We start from the raw sequence: 14,051 nt of genomic DNA on the forward strand, positions 1-14,051 counted from the left end.
GATGTCACATGAAAAAAATTATTGGAATTACTTTGGGGGATCCTGCAGGTATTGGTCCTGAGATTTCTTTAAAGGCTTTTGCAAAAAAGGAACTCTATAATCATTGTCGACCGCTTCTCGTAGGCGATAAATCAGTCGTGGAATATTATCTAGATAGACACCCTGAAATTGGGTTGCATCTTAATGTTATTGATTTAGCCGCAGATGGCAAATATACTCATGGAATAGTTGATATGATTGATTTGGGAATAGTTGACATGAACCATTTTGAGATTGGGAAAGTTTCTTCAGTTGGGGGAGATGCAGCTTTCCAATATGTCAAAAAAGTGATTGAACTAGCAATGAGTCAAGAAATCGATGCTACTGTTACGAATCCTTTAAATAAGGAGGCGATGAATAGTGCTGGTCATCATTATGCAGGCCATACGGAGATTTATGCGGATTTAACAGGGACGGATAAGTATACTATGATGCTTGCTGATGGGAATCTTCGAGTTGTTCATGTATCGACCCACGTTTCTCTACGTGAAGCATGTGACCGTGCTACGAAAGAAAGAGTATTAGATGTTATTCGTATTGCAAATACCGCATGTAAAAATCTTGGAATTGGAAATCCACGGATTGCTGTAGCTGGACTTAATCCTCATTGTGGAGAGAATGGACTTTTTGGCACAGAGGAGATTGAACAGATTAATCCAGCAGTTGAAGCTGCTAAATTAGAAGGGATTAATGTGTGCGGTTCTTTACCTGCTGATACGCTATTTTCAAAAGCTAATGGTGGCATGTATGATATTGTTGTTGCTATGTATCATGATCAAGGGCACATTCCGCTTAAACTTCTAGGGTTTGTGTATGATCAAGCGATTGGTTCATGGAAAGCGGTTCAAGGTGTCAATATCACCCTTGGTTTACCAATTATTCGAACATCTGTTGATCATGGTACAGCCTTTGACCAAGCAGGTCATTGGACTGCTAGTGAAATTAGTCTTGAAAATGCTATTGATTATGCAATTCGATTAGCTGAGCATTCGCCGAAGAAGGTAGAGAAGCGATGATTATTGAACGCATAGACTGTTTAGTAAAATACCAAGCACTTCTAAAAAACATAGAAGCTGCATTAGCAGAGCTTGATTTAAGAAAGAATCATTTTGAAGAAGGAGTGCGTTATTCTTTTAATGGTGGTTTTATCTTTTTTCAAACAGGTATAACCAAATTCAGAAAGGAAGCGAAATTTGAGACACATCGGAAGTATATTGATGTTCAAGTGATTTTAGAAGGTTCGGAGTACTTAGCTCTAGCAGACCCCTCTCAATTGAATACAATAATATCATACGATGCTAACAAAGATGTTGAAAAATATGAGGGGGAAATCCGAAACTATATAAGAATTGATAAAGGAATGGCTTATGTATGCTTTCCATGGGATGCGCATCAAGCAGTCTTCCATTTGCAGGAACCCAGTTATTTTAAAAAAGCAGTTATTAAATTAGAAATTTGACAAAGAGAGGTAGAAAAAATGGTAAAACTTCCTAGTGTACGTATCTCAGAACCGAATGGTATTGTTTATCGGGATGAGTTTTTGGGTGTGGATTTCGGTTTAATCCCAACAGGAGGTAAAGCTACTGCTCATGCCCCAGCGTTAATTGAGACAATAGATGGTGGTTTGCTCTGTGCTTGGTTTGCAGGAACTTTTGAAGGAAGTGGAGATATCTCCATTGCAGTTTCAAAACTAGATCCTAGAACACAGATATGGTCAGTCCCTAAAATTGTTTCAAAAGGTCAGAATCGAAGTGAGCAAAATCCAGCCTTCTTTCGTGCTCCAGATAATCAAATATGGCTTATTTATACATCACAGTTAAGTAGGCAGGAGGGAAAAGATAATATGCAATTCACTTCTGTTATTATGGTACAAAAATCTTCGGATGAAGGAATTAGCTGGAATGAGCCTGAAGTATTATTCCCAGAAGAGGGAACATTTTCTCGGCAAGCTATACAGGTTTTAAGCAATGGTCGCTGGATTTTTGCAACATGGATTTGTGAGGATTCTCCAGAAGGTTTGACGAACGATCCAACGGAATTTAGAGTGTCCGATGATGCAGGGAAAACATGGGGAATTGTCCGTATGCCTAATAGTAATGGACGAGTACATGCAAACTTAATTGAGGTAGAGTCAGGACATTTAGTAGCATTTATGAGAAGTCGCTTTGCAGACAATGTATATATTAGTGAATCGTATGATTTTGGGGATACTTGGACAGAACCTGTGAGATCTTCATTGCCAAATAATAATGCAAGTATCAGTGCTATCAGACTTCAATCTGGAGAAATCGCATTGGCATACAATGATAATGCAGCGCGCAATCCAGAATTTGGTAAAGTATCATGGCCAGGTCTTCGTAATCCAGTGGCTGTTTCTGTTACAGAAGATTTTGGAAAAACATGGCCGATAGGCAGAATTTTTGAGACTGCAGAAGGCTTTATTGGAGTTGAAAATAAGACAAACAATTCCCAATATGAGTATCCAACGCTCTATCAAACGAAAGATGGATTATTACATTTGGTATATGCTTATAAAAATCGTTTATGTGTAAAATATGTTCGTTTCTCAGTATCTGATCTTTTTGGTGCAAAGCGTGAAACTGAAGGGATTTATAATCCAACCTCAGGAGCTGGTATCGAAAAGTAGTTCCAATGTAAGTTAGTGATTGGTAAATTTTTATTACAATGTACAAAGAAACTAGAAATACAAGAAGCCTAAAAATATCATTTCACAGGGTTTATATTGAAAAAGTTTATGTTGAATATCTTTAAACTTAGAACCTGTATTCACAACATTATAAAGGTTCTTAAAATCCGACCAATATGTGATAATTAAACAAAAGTGACCTCTGAAGATACGGACTTTTCAACATCCTTGGTTAATCGTCGTCTAGAGTGGTTCAACCAAGAGAAAGTCCGACTGACAACCTCGCGATTGGGAATGATTTTCCAGCGTTCGTTGATTTTTTCAGAAATATCGACTGGACATTGGAGCTCCCCAGTCATCATCTCCTCAAAACTTTTGCGATAACCAGTATCTGTCAAAAAGCCTTGATTGTTGGAAGTTGCGCTATCACTTGATAAGTGACCAAAATCCTTGATTTTGTATCATGAAGCTTGGCTGTATGCACCGCCACATCAAGAAGATTACACATCATGTCAACAACGATGGGCGCTTTCTCTCTTTGATTTTTTACCACCATCAATCCCACATTCTTCTGTAGCATTCGTTGTTTTCATGCTTTGAGAATCAATGATGGCGTAGGCTTGAGAGATGCTCTACCAGCTTTTCATATATCCACTACAGTTGACAAAGGACCTGAAACTATTAAAAATAGGAGCCTCACGACGAAGCTCCTATTGCTTTTAACTTTCTGAATCAAAGTTTTGTTTTGGAATAGAAACTAATCCTCCAATCGATTTCAATTGGTATATCGTGAAAATTCACAAACAAAAACCCAGGAATAGTAGTTCCATGGGTTTTTAGTGTCTTATTTAACCTCAGTGAAAATCACGTGTTTACGCAATTTTGGTGAGTATTTTTTCAATTGAAGACGGTCTGGAGTGTTACGTTTGTTTTTAGAAGTAAGGTACAAGCGTTCACCAGATTCTTTGTGTTCAAGTGTAATATTTACGCGCATGGTATCTCCCTTCTATTATTCAGCTGCAGCAGCTTTAGCAATCTTACGTCCTTTGTAGTATCCTTTCAAAGATACACGGTGAGAACGTGAGTAATCTCCAGTAGTTTCGTCAAATTTAACAGATGGAGCTGTCAATTTGTAGTGTGTACGACGTTTGTTTTTCTTCGCTTTTGATGTGCGACGTGCAGGTACTGCCATTTCTTTTTTCCTCCGTTGTCATTGACGAGCGAGGCTCGTTTTAGTTTCATAGTCCGTCTATTTTCACTTATTACATTGTTAATGCATCTTGCCTAACTCCAGTTATGCCTGCGATGCATTGCCTCGTACTAAATGAAAATAGAAAGGCTATCCTATTCATTTGGCTTTTGCCAACTGTAATAGAATATCATATTTTTTTTGTAAAGTAAAGTTACTTGACAGATTTTTTTGAAAAAATCTTTAACACATAGGAAAATGCTCTGAAATATGCTAAAATAGTAGGAAAGTAGAGAAAGGAATCGTCTGCTCTGTTTAGGGCAGTCAGTCTGATAGTATGAAATTACAAAAACCTAAAGGAACCCAAGATATTTTGCCAAAAGAATCTGCTAAGTGGCAGTATGTGGAGGCATTTGCCCGCAAAACCTTTGGCAAGTACAATTACCAAGAAATTCGCACGCCGATTTTCGAGCATTATGAGGTGATTAGCCGTTCGGTCGGAGATACGACGGACATCGTCAGCAAGGAAATGTATGATTTCTATGACAAGGGTGACCGCCATATCACGCTTCGGCCAGAAGGAACAGCCCCAGTCGTCCGGTCGTATGTGGAAAATAAGCTTTTTGCACCAGAAGTCCAAAAACCGGTGAAATTGTACTACATGGGCTCTATGTTTCGCTATGAGCGTCCACAGGCAGGACGCTTGCGTGAATTTCACCAGATTGGGGTGGAGTGCTTTGGCTCTAGCAACCCTGCGACAGATGTGGAAACCATTGCCATGGCGGCACAATTCTTCAAGGAAATCGGCATTCAAAACATTACACTGCACTTGAATACCTTGGGAAGTAGTGCTAGCCGTGCTGCGTACCGCAAGGCCTTGATTGATTACTTAACGCCGTTGAAGGAGACCTTATCAAAAGATAGCCAACGCCGTTTGGAGGAAAATCCGCTGCGTGTGTTAGATAGCAAGGAAAAAGAGGACAAGGCAGCGGTTGAGAATGCGCCGTCAATCTTGGATTATTTGGATGAGGAAAGTCAGGCACATTTTGATAGCGTGCGTGCCATGCTTGACAGCCTTGGAATTGCCTACGTTATTGATACCAATATGGTTCGTGGTTTGGACTACTACAACCACACTATTTTTGAATTTATCACGGAGGTATCCGGCAGTGAGTTGACCATCTGTGCGGGCGGTCGCTATGATGGCTTGGTCGAGTATTTTGACGGCCCGGCAACACCAGGTTTTGGCTTTGGCATGGGGATGGAGCGTTTGCTCCTCGTTCTTGACAAGCAGGGAGTTGAGCTACCTGTGGCAGAAGGACTGGATGTGTATATCGCTGTCTTGGGGCAAGAAGTGAATGGTAAGGCTCTGGAAATCACCCAAGCTCTCCGCAATCAAGGCTTTAAGGTGGAACGAGATTACTTGGGTCGAAAACTCAAGGCCCAGTTCAAGTCAGCTGATCAGCTCAATGCGAAGACAGTTATCGCCCTTGGCGACAGCGAGGTCGAGCAAGGTCAAGTGACGGTTAAAAACAATCAGACACGCGAAGAAATCACGGTGAGCCTGGCTGAGCTAACAGAGAATTTTAAAGAAATCTTTGAAAAAATGAACCAGTAAGGAATTGAAAGGTTGGTGTCGAGCACTGGCCTTTTGCTTTTCTTGGACTATCAGAGGGAAGTGGTCTTGGACAGTGGATTAGACTTGTTTGAAAACAGTCAATTTTGAAACACAAGCAGTTCAAAAACTCATCTATACTGCTCGGTTTAAAATTACCTCATCGAATTTATTGATAAAAATTTTTTAAGAGGATATTGAGATTATATATTGTACAAAATCTCTAATTATTGATATGATAGACCAATATTATTTTTAAAAGGAGCGAGATATGAAGAAAAAAGTGTTAACGGGCATCCTATCTGCAGTGGCTGTATTGGCCTTGGCAGCATGCGGAGCAAGTAAGTCGTCTCAGGAAACACGTTCATCGTCAGCGGACAGTACAACTTTTACTTATGCTATTGACGGGGACCCGAGTTCAACTAATCCAATCAATACGAGTGACCGTTGGGGATTGACCTTGACAAACTTTATTTATTCGCCATTGGTACGTGTAGAAGCTGATGGTTCTTATGTGAATGAATTGGCGGAGAAGTACGAGGTTGCTGCAGACGGTCTGAGCATTACGGTGAAATTACGACAAGATGTGAAATGGTCAGATGGGGAAGCCTTTACTGCTGATGACGTTCTCTTTACCTATGCACAAAAGGTGAAAAAGGAAAATGGGAATGCAGATAGTTTGTATATCAATGGCCAACCAGTTAGCTTAGAAAAGGTTGATGATTATACAGTGAAGTTTAATCTTCCAGCTGTTAGTGCGGCAGCCTTGGATAATATCGTAACCGAGACTTATATTATTCCAGAGCATGCCTACAACGATGAGCCAGATTTCTCTGTGAACGAATTGACCAATGTTCCAGTTGGGACTGGTCCATACAAATTTGTCGAATACAAGCATGGGCAGTATATCAAATTGGCGGCAAACGAGAACTACTATAAAGGAAAGCCAGCAGTTGAGAATCTCGTGCTACGGATCATTACTAGTGCTGATACTCGGAAAGTTGCCCTACAGACAGGCGAGGTGGACGCATCTTTTGTTTTGCCGACAGATATTGCGGATTTAGACCAAAAGATGCTGACAACTTACGCTTATACTGAAAATCGTGTCGGCTACCTAGGTCTCAATACGTCTACACCCGAACTAAAGGACGTGCGGGTACGTCAAGCCCTCCTCTATGCTCTTAATAAAGAGGACATGGACCAAGCAGCTTACCTAGACAAAGAATATTATGAAACACCGTATTCATTCTTACCAGTTGCGAATCCATATGCGACTGAAAAAGTAGAGAAATATGAGCAAAATCTAGAAAAAGCGAAGTCTCTATTAACTGAAGCTGGCGTGACGAATTTGAAAGTGAATTTAGGCTATAATACATCAGATGCAGCCCAAACCTTGCAAGCGACTCTTATCCAAGAGCAATTGTCACAAATCGGAGTGACAGTCGAATTGGCTGGAGGTGATTCAACTGCCCTCTTTGCAGAATTGCGCAAAGAAGGATCGACAGCGTATGATTTATTCTTGGGTGGCTACATCATGGGCAATGACCCAGACCAATATGCACGTCTGTTTAAATCAGGCGGTGGTTCCAATTACTTTAAATTACGTTCGGATAAGGTAGATGCTCTCTTTGAAAAAGGGGCTGTTGAGCTAGATAAGAGCAAGCGAGAGGCGATTTATGATGACTTGCAAGTGGCTCTTGCTGAGGAAGCGGCTATCTATCCAATCGTTGACAATAAGAAAATCTTGGCAGTGAATAATCGTATCGAAGGGGTGAAAGAAGCTGGTTTAGTTCCAATCTATACCTTTGAAGATCCATCTCACTTAAAGATTAAACAATAAGGAATAGGGAGTGGGCCAAGCGTCCAGTCCCTCAATTCTTTTTCATACTCGTTAGAAATAGGAGGTCCGATTTTCTTATAATGAGTTTCGGTTTCCGTTTGACAAAGACGTATTGCAAAGAAACGGCCTTGGTCTACTAAGTGCTTTCGAGTTTATAGGAGGAATATGGTTAGATATATATTGAAGAGGATTGCGCAGGCGATTCCCTTGTTATTATTGATTTCATTTATCGTTTTTTCGTTGATTCAGCTAGCTCCGTTTGATGTCATTGATTCATTGACAACGCCAAATATGACACCGGAGCAAATCGAATTATTGAAGGAAAAAAATGGCTTAAATCAACCGTTTTTTGTTCAATATGGTATTTGGTTGAAAAATATTGTGACAGGAAATTTTGGCAATTCGCTTTTAACCCATCACAGTATTGCGGCAGATTTGGCGGAGAAGATTCCAAATACGATTTCGCTGGTATTGCCAGCTTATGTAACAGCCTTGATTGTTGCAATAATTTTAGGGCTTTGGTCGGCTGCTAACAAAGGGAAGTGGCTAGATCGAGCAATTGATGCCTTTGCTTCTTTAGGGATTGCGATGCCGACCTTTTGGTTTGCCATGATTTTAATTTATATTTTCGGCTATCGTTTGAATCTATTTCCATTTATTGGGATGCACACCTTGGGGAAAGAAGGAGATATTGGCGATTTTCTAGCCCATTTTACCCTACCTTATCTTACCTTGGTGATGGCCTTTATGCCGGATTTGATCCGTTACATTCGGGCGTCGGCAATCGTGGAAGTGGACCAAGATTATGTGACGGTACAAGAAGCATTTCAGGCTAGTAAATGGGAAATTTTTGGAAAGCATATCGCGCGGAATGTTTTGATTCCAATTGTGACTCAGATTGGGATGGCTCTGCCCATGTTAGTCACGGGTGCCTTGATTACGGAGACAATCTATGCTTGGCCAGGCGTTGGCCCTTATTTGACAGCAGCCACACGGGCCTTGGACTACCCAGTAATCATGGCTGTCATGCTGTTTTCTGCTAGCTTGGTTATTTTTGGCAACCTCTTGTCTGATATTCTGTATTCGATTGTTGATCCACGGATTACTAGAGGAGGTGAATCGTAATGGTTTTTAAACAAGTAAAAGAGGAAATTCTTGCCTCTCCTCTCTATCTTTTTTCGGTTCTTTTCTTACTTATTTTAACGATTCTCTCCATAACGGCTCCGTTATTACCTTTGGATCCCAATTCGACAAATGTGAGTCAGATGAATCAAGCACCGAGCCTAGCCCATTTATTTGGGACAGATAATGTCGGAAGGGATTATTTTGCCCGTGTCTTATATGGTGGGCGGATTTCTCTCTTGGTAGGCGTGCTGTCGATGTTAGCTTCCGTTTTGATTGGCAGTATTATTGGAGTTGTAGCGGGGTATTTTGGTGGCATTTTAGATACGATTCTTATGCGGCTGGTGGATGTGCTGTCCTCGATTCCATGGTTGGTCTTGGTAATCGTTTTGAGTGTCTTTTTGAAACCGGGACTAACAACGATTATCATTGTTATTGGCGGCTTTTCTTGGATGCGGATTGCCCGCTTGATTCGAGCAGAGACCTTGTCGGCTAAAACGCATGATTATGTGGGCTATGCCCGCTTTATTGCTGTTAAGCCCTCAACCATTATCAGGCGACACATTTTGCCATCTATTCTACCGACTTTGATTGTGGCGGCTTCTGGCAGTATTTCTTCGGCTATTATGACAGAGTCGGCCTTGAGTTTTTTGGGAATCGGGATTCAACAACCGTTGGCATCTTGGGGAGCTTGCTGCAAAATGCTCAGTCTACCTTGCAAAGTTTGCCCCACATGGCTATTTTGCCGGGTTTGTTTATCTTGCTAACCATTTATTCGTTCAATAATATAGGTGATTTGATTCGTGATAGCTTGCAGAAGGAGACAGAAGGATGACAGATAGTATTCATTTAGAAAATTTGACGATTCAGACTCAGAAAGGCAAGCAGTTGCAGACTTTGGTCAAGAAAGTTTCTCTCACAGTACCCAAGGGGAAAATTCTTGGTATTGTCGGAGAGTCTGGTAGCGGAAAAAGCTTAACAGTCAAGTCGATGATGGGGATTCAGCCCAAGGATTTGCTGGTGCAATATGACCGCTTGGAATTTGAAGGCAAAGCGGTAGCGGACTATCAGCATTTGCCGATGGCCATGATTTTTCAAGACCCGATGACCTCTCTCAATCCACTGAGAAAAATCGGTTACCATTTAGACGAAATCATCAAACGTTTTAGTCCAACTGAATCAGCAGAGGGACGCAAGAAAAAGATGGTAGATATGCTAACTAAGGTCGGTATTTCTAACCCTGAGCAGCGTCTAAAGCAGTTTCCGTTTGAGTTTTCAGGTGGGATGCGGCAGCGGATTTTGATTGCGATGGCTTTGCTAGCTGAGCCGAAAGTCCTAATCGCTGATGAGCCGACGACAGCCCTAGATGTGACCATACAGGCGCAAATTTTGGCCCTGATTAAGCAGTTGCAAGAGAGTCTTGATTTGACAGTCATTATCGTGAGTCATGATTTTAGCGTGATTGCTGGCCTATGTGACCAGGTTAAGGTGATGCGGGAAGGCCAGATTGTGGAGGCTGGGACGGTGGACGATATTTTTGATAACCCTCTCCACCCCTACACCCAAGAGCTATTGCAGGCAGCACGGTTAGAGACAGGACCAACCAGTGATTTTCTCTCTCAGGAAAAAATCGATGGGCCACTAGTTGCGGTATCAGGGACACACTTTGTGAGACAAGGAGGATACTAAATGGGACAAGAAGCATTGATTGAGGTTCGGGATGTTCAAAAAGTCTATAGCAAGAAGAATTTACTCGGTAAAGAAACACGACAAGTTGCAGTAGATGGTGTGACCCTGACCTTATACAAGGGAGAAACTCTCGGTCTAGTGGGGGAATCTGGAAGTGGCAAATCTACCTTGTCTAAATTGATTTTAGGGTTAGAAAACCCAAGCAAGGGAGAGGTGGATTATGTGGGACTCAATCCAGATGATTTAGCCAATCAGGCGCTCCAGATTATCTACCAAGATCCATTTTCAGCCTTGAATCCCTACTTATCTGCCTTGGAATTGGTTAAGGAACCACTTTATAAACTTCCTAAAAAGGAAGCAGATGAACTAGCGCGTGCCATCCTAGAGAGAGTTGGAATTACTGGGGAGGCTATTCACAAACGACCAAAAGCTTTTAGTGGTGGTCAGCGTCAGCGGATCGGAATTGCTCGAGCGGTGGTGAATCGGCCCCAGTTTGTTGTCTGTGATGAGCCCACATCAGCCCTGGACGTCTCGATTCAAGCGCAGATTTTACAACTATTATCCGAATTGCAGGAAGAGTTTCACTTATCCTATCTTTTTATCTCGCATGATTTGAACGTCGTTCGGCATTTTGCCCAACGCATTGCTGTTCTTTATAAAGGTGTCTTGGTCGAACTAGCTCCTGCCGAACAATTATTTACCAATCCTCAACATCCGTATACGCAGTATTTATTGTCAGCCAATCTCCCTCTATCACCTAGTGAAGCAAGGAAGCAACTGCATCAGATTGCAAATAACATTCAGGATGTTGAGCTAGCATCAAGTGCCAAGTGGATAGAAATAGAAGCGAATCACTTTGTACGGAAGTAATAGATTAGTAAAATTTCATGATAAAATCAGGAAATAGACTATGAAAATCAGGAAAATGCAGCAAACATTTCCTGTTTTTTCATTTGTGAAACAAAAAAAGTTTTGAAAAACATTCACAATATCACCTTTGAAATCCTTAAATGATGGGATTTTTGACGGAGTATCACAAGGTTTATAAATTAATTTGTGAAATTTTTAACAAACTATTTACAAGAGGTATTTTTTAGTGTAGAATATATTTGTGAAAAAGTTAACAAACAAAAGTTAACAGAAAACAATTTGGAGGAATCATAGATGGTTGAGAAAACAGTATCACCAGAAGAAAGATTAGTAGAAGCTCGTGCACATGTTGATGGCCTTGTACAAAAAGGGTTGGCTGCCCTTGAGGAGTTTCGCAAATTGAATCAAGATCAAGTTGACTACATTGTTGCAAAAGCCTCTGTTGCAGCGCTGGATGCCCACGGAGAATTAGCGCTTCATGCCTTTGAAGAAACAGGGCGTGGTGTCTTTGAAGATAAGGCAACAAAAAACTTGTTTGCTTGTGAGCACGTTGTCAACAACATGCGCCATACAAAAACAGTTGGAATCATTGAAGAAGATGATGTCAATGGTTTGACCTTGATTGCAGAACCAGTGGGTGTCGTTTGTGGAATTACTCCAACAACGAATCCAACTTCAACAGCTATCTTTAAATCATTGATTGCTCTTAAAACTCGTAATCCAATCATTTTTGCCTTTCATCCATCTGCGCAAGAATCTTCAGCACATGCAGCTCAAATTGTTCGTGATGCAGCCATTGCAGCAGGTGCTCCTGAGAACTGTGTTCAATGGATTACTCTACCATCTATGGAAGCAACATCTGAGTTGATGAATCATGACGGCATTGCAACGATTCTTGCAACAGGTGGGAATGCCATGGTGCGCGCAGCCTACTCATGTGGAAAACCAGCTCTTGGGGTAGGTGCGGGGAATGTTCCTGCATACGTTGAAAAGACAGCTAATATTCGCCAGGCAGCTCATGACATTGTTATGTCTAAATCATTTGATAATGGAATGGTCTGTGCCTCTGAGCAAGCCGTGATTATTGACAAAGAAATCTACGATGAATTTGTCGCAGAATTCAAATCCTACCATACGTATTTTGTAAATAAAAAAGAAAAAGCCTTGCTAGAAGAGTTCTGTTTTGGGGCAAAAGCTAATAGTAAAAACTGTGCAGACGCAAAATTGAATGCGGATATTGTTGGAAAATCAGCAGTCTGGATTGCGGAGCAAGCAGGATTTAGCGTACCAGAAGGAACCAATATCCTCGCAGCAGAGTGTAAAGAAGTCGGAGAAAAAGAACCGCTAACACGCGAAAAATTATCTCCAGTTATCGCTGTTTTGAAATCAGAATCTCGTGAAGATGGAATTAACAAAGCACGCCAAATGGTAGAATTCCATGGACTTGGCCACTCTGCAGCGATCCACACAGCAGACGAAGAATTGACCAAAGAATTTGGGAAAGCCGTACGTGCTATTCGTGTTATCTGCAATTCTCCATCTACCTTCGGTGGAATCGGGGATGTTTACAATGCCTTCTTGCCATCCTTGACACTTGGTTGTGGTTCTTACGGACGCAACTCAGTCGGTGACAACGTAAGTGCTGTTAATCTCTTGAACATCAAAAAAGTAGGAAGACGTAGAAATAATATGCAATGGGTTAAAGTTCCTTCAAAAACATACTTCGAGCGCGATTCTATTCAGTACCTTCAAAAATGTCGCGATGTAGAACGAGTGATGATTATCACAGACCATGCCATGGTTGAACTTGGATTCTTGGACAGAATTCTCGAGCAACTTGAACTTCGTCGCAATAAGGTTGTGTACCAAATCTTTGCAGAGGTAGAACCTGATCCTGATATTTCAACAGTATACAAGGGTACAGAGTTGATGCGTAGCTTCAAACCAGATACCATTATCGCCCTTGGGGGAGGTTCTCCGATGGACGCTGCCAAGGTAATGTGGCTTTTCTATGAGCAACCAACGGTTGACTTCCATGACTTGGTTCAAAAATTCATGGATATTCGCAAACGCGCCTTCAAATTCCCAGAATTAGGCAAGAAAACCAAATTTGTCGCTATTCCAACGACATCTGGTACAGGTTCAGAAGTCACACCATTTGCGGTTATTTCTGATAAGGCTAATAATCGTAAGTACCCAATTGCAGACTATTCATTGACACCGACTGTAGCGATTGTAGATCCAGCGCTTGTCATGACAGTTCCAGGCTTTATTGCAGCCGATACAGGTATGGACGTCTTGACGCATGCGACAGAAGCCTACGTATCACAGATGGCTAATGACTACACAGATGGACTTGCGTTACAAGCGATAAAACTGGTCTTCCAAAATCTTGAAAGTTCTGTGAAGAATGCTGATTTTGAATCTCGTGAGAAGATGCACAATGCTTCTACCATTGCAGGGATGGCCTTTGCTAATGCCTTCCTAGGAATTTCTCACTCTATGGCCCATAAGATTGGTGGTAAATTCCACACTATCCATGGACGCACTAATGCTATTCTCTTGCCGTATGTCATTCGTTACAATGGTACTCGTCCAGCCAAGACTGCGACCTGGCCGAAGTACAATTACTACCGTGCAGACGAGAAATACCAAGATATTGCCAAAATGCTTGGCCTTCCAGCTTCTACACCAGAAGAAGGGGTAGCTTCTTATGCCAAAGCGGTTTATGAACTCGGTGAACGCATTGGTATCAAGATGAACTTCAAAGATCAAGGTATCGATGAAAAAGAATGGAAAGAAGCAGCGCGTGATTTGGCCTTCCTTGCTTATGAGGACCAATGTTCTCCTGCAAACCCACGTTTGCCAATGGTTGACCACATGCAAGAAATCATTGAAGACGCCTATTATGGCTACAAAGAACGCCCAGGACGTCTCAAATAATTCCATAGGATTCCCCAATAAAATACAGTAGCAGAGCGAAAAAATCTTTCGCTCTGCTATTTTTCTTCATGAAGAAAGTAGTTTCAAAATAACTACC

At 41.5% G+C, this 14,051-nt stretch carries 13 protein-coding genes and 1 pseudogene; 10 read left to right on the forward strand and 4 right to left on the reverse strand.

All coding sequences use genetic code 11. The annotated features are described in order from the left end of the window. Window positions 1-8 precede the first annotated feature (8 nt). From pdxA to A4H00_RS05445, 3 genes are read left to right on the forward strand one after another with little or no spacing between them, the layout of a single operon-like run. Window positions 9-1,055: a 4-hydroxythreonine-4-phosphate dehydrogenase PdxA gene (pdxA, locus tag A4H00_RS05435; RefSeq protein ID WP_067087990.1), complete on the forward strand. Its 1,047-nt coding sequence runs from the start codon at window positions 9-11 to the stop codon at window positions 1,053-1,055. Next, window positions 1,052-1,498, forward strand: coding sequence for a NanQ anomerase/TabA/YiaL family protein (locus tag A4H00_RS05440; protein ID WP_067087992.1), 447 nt, complete (start codon window positions 1,052-1,054; stop codon window positions 1,496-1,498). Before pdxA ends, A4H00_RS05440 begins: the two co-directional genes overlap by 4 nt. An 18-nt stretch (window positions 1,499-1,516) precedes the next feature. Beyond that, window positions 1,517-2,686, forward strand: coding sequence for a sialidase family protein (locus A4H00_RS05445; RefSeq protein ID WP_067087994.1), 1,170 nt, complete (start codon window positions 1,517-1,519; stop codon window positions 2,684-2,686). Window positions 2,687-2,871: 185 nt separating this feature from the next. On the opposite strand, the gene A4H00_RS12015 is transcribed toward A4H00_RS05445, so the two are convergent. The 4 genes from A4H00_RS12015 to rpmF all read right to left on the reverse strand — a co-directional run bounded on the left by A4H00_RS12015 (window position 2,872) and on the right by rpmF (window position 3,878). Continuing rightward, complete coding sequence (locus A4H00_RS12015) at window positions 2,872-3,084, reverse strand: hypothetical protein (protein WP_067087996.1); 213 nt, start codon at window positions 3,082-3,084, stop codon at window positions 2,872-2,874. Next, entirely contained in the window at window positions 3,081-3,266 is a 186-nt protein-coding gene (locus A4H00_RS12020) for a hypothetical protein (RefSeq protein ID WP_067087998.1), read from the reverse strand. Before A4H00_RS12020 ends, A4H00_RS12015 begins: the two co-directional genes overlap by 4 nt. Window positions 3,267-3,530: 264 nt before the next feature. Beyond that, the gene (rpmG, locus tag A4H00_RS05460; protein WP_002262412.1) at window positions 3,531-3,680 is read right to left on the reverse strand and encodes a 50S ribosomal protein L33; all 150 of its coding nucleotides are present in this window, start codon (window positions 3,678-3,680) and stop codon (window positions 3,531-3,533) included. A gap of 15 nt (window positions 3,681-3,695) precedes the next feature. Beyond that, a complete protein-coding gene (gene rpmF, locus A4H00_RS05465) occupies window positions 3,696-3,878 on the reverse strand; it encodes a 50S ribosomal protein L32 (RefSeq protein WP_067088000.1) in 183 nt (60 codons plus the stop codon). A 334-nt stretch (window positions 3,879-4,212) separates the two neighbouring features. Here rpmF and hisS point away from each other — a divergent pair, with 334 nt between their 5' ends. The 7 genes and pseudogenes from hisS (at window position 4,213) to adhE (ending at window position 13,954) form a co-directional block, all read left to right on the forward strand. Then, entirely contained in the window at window positions 4,213-5,493 is a 1,281-nt protein-coding gene (gene hisS / locus A4H00_RS05470) for a histidine--tRNA ligase (RefSeq protein ID WP_067088002.1), read from the forward strand. A 268-nt stretch (window positions 5,494-5,761) separates the two neighbouring features. Then, entirely contained in the window at window positions 5,762-7,330 is a 1,569-nt protein-coding gene (locus A4H00_RS05475; protein WP_067088004.1) for an ABC transporter substrate-binding protein, read from the forward strand. Between the two features lie 165 nt (window positions 7,331-7,495). Continuing rightward, entirely contained in the window at window positions 7,496-8,455 is a 960-nt protein-coding gene (locus tag A4H00_RS05480) for an ABC transporter permease (protein ID WP_067088006.1), read from the forward strand. Continuing rightward, window positions 8,455-9,287 (forward strand): annotated as a pseudogene (locus A4H00_RS05485) (ABC transporter permease). Before A4H00_RS05480 ends, A4H00_RS05485 begins: the two are co-directional and overlap by 1 nt. Then, window positions 9,284-10,141: an ABC transporter ATP-binding protein gene (locus tag A4H00_RS05490; protein WP_067088008.1), complete on the forward strand. Its 858-nt coding sequence runs from the start codon at window positions 9,284-9,286 to the stop codon at window positions 10,139-10,141. The pseudogene A4H00_RS05485 and the gene A4H00_RS05490 overlap by 4 nt, the downstream one beginning before the upstream one ends. Further along, window positions 10,142-11,011 carry an ATP-binding cassette domain-containing protein gene (locus tag A4H00_RS05495; RefSeq protein WP_067088010.1) on the forward strand — a complete coding sequence of 290 codons (870 nt, stop codon included), beginning with the start codon at window positions 10,142-10,144 and terminating at the stop codon, window positions 11,009-11,011. A 294-nt stretch (window positions 11,012-11,305) separates the two neighbouring features. Continuing rightward, window positions 11,306-13,954: a bifunctional acetaldehyde-CoA/alcohol dehydrogenase gene (adhE, locus tag A4H00_RS05500; protein ID WP_067088012.1), complete on the forward strand. Its 2,649-nt coding sequence runs from the start codon at window positions 11,306-11,308 to the stop codon at window positions 13,952-13,954. The last annotated feature ends 97 nt before the right edge of the window (window positions 13,955-14,051 follow it).

The sequence above is a fragment of the Streptococcus marmotae genome, assembly GCF_001623565.1.
GTDB lineage: Bacteria > Bacillota > Bacilli > Lactobacillales > Streptococcaceae > Streptococcus > Streptococcus marmotae.